The sequence below is a fragment of the Oribacterium sp. HCP28S3_H8 genome (assembly GCF_052064775.1).
Taxonomy (GTDB): Bacteria; Bacillota; Clostridia; order Lachnospirales; family Lachnospiraceae; genus Oribacterium.
In genome coordinates this window covers 1-1,002 of the sequence record NZ_JBQHUZ010000029.1, presented here as the reverse complement: position 1 = coordinate 1,002, position 1,002 = coordinate 1, and the positions used below count along the sequence as shown (strand labels likewise).

The 1,002-nt window shown below is 55.0% G+C and carries 1 pseudogene; it reads left to right on the top strand.

The window, feature by feature from the left end:
- Positions 1-1,002: pseudogene (locus ACTNEN_RS13290) on the top strand (tetracycline resistance ribosomal protection protein Tet(W)); the annotation flags it as partial.

Sequence of the window (1,002 nt, the reverse complement as noted above, 5' to 3'; positions counted from 1 at the left end):
AATTATTGGAAAAGTATATCGCAGGAGAACCAATCAGCCGGGAAAAACTTGTGCGGGAGGAACAGCGGCGGGTTCAAGACGCCTCCCTGTTCCCGGTCTATTATGGCAGCGCCAAAAAGGGCCTTGGCATTCAACCGTTGATGGATGCGGTGACAGGGCTGTTCCAACCGATTGGGGAACAGGGGAGCGCCGCCCTATGCGGCAGCGTTTTCAAGGTGGAGTATACAGATTGCGGCCAGCGGCGTGTCTATCTACGGCTATACAGCGGAACGCTGCGCCTGCGGGATACGGTGGCCCTGGCCGGGAGAGAAAAGCTGAAAATCACAGAGATGCGTATTCCATCCAAAGGGGAAATTGTTCGGACAGACACCGCTTATCCGGGTGAAATTGTTATCCTTCCCAGCGACAGCGTGAGGTTAAACGATGTATTAGGGGACCCAACCCGGCTCCCTCGTAAAAGGTGGCGTGAGGACCCCCTCCCCATGCTGCGGACGTCGATTGCGCCGAAAACGGCAGCGCAAAGAGAACGGCTGCTGGACGCTCTTACGCAACTTGCGGATACTGACCCGCTTTTGCGCTGCGAGGTGGATTCCATCACCCATGAGATCATTCTTTCTTTTTTGGGCCGGGTGCAGTTGGAGGTTGTTTCCGCTTTGCTGTCGGAAAAATACAAGCTTGAAACAGTGGTAAAGGAACCCACCGTCATTTATATGGAGCGGCCGCTCAAAGCAGCCAGCCACACCATCCATATCGAGGTGCCGCCCAACCCGTTTTGGGCATCCATCGGACTGTCTGTTACACCACTCCCGCTTGGCTCCGGTGTACAATACGAGAGCCGGGTTTCGCTGGGATACTTGAACCAGAGTTTTCAAAACGCTGTCAGGGATGGTATCCGTTACGGGCTGGAGCAGGGCTTGTTCGGCTGGAACGTAACGGACTGTAAGATTTGCTTTGAATACGGGCTTTATTACAGTCCGGTCAGCACGCCGGCGGACTTCCGCT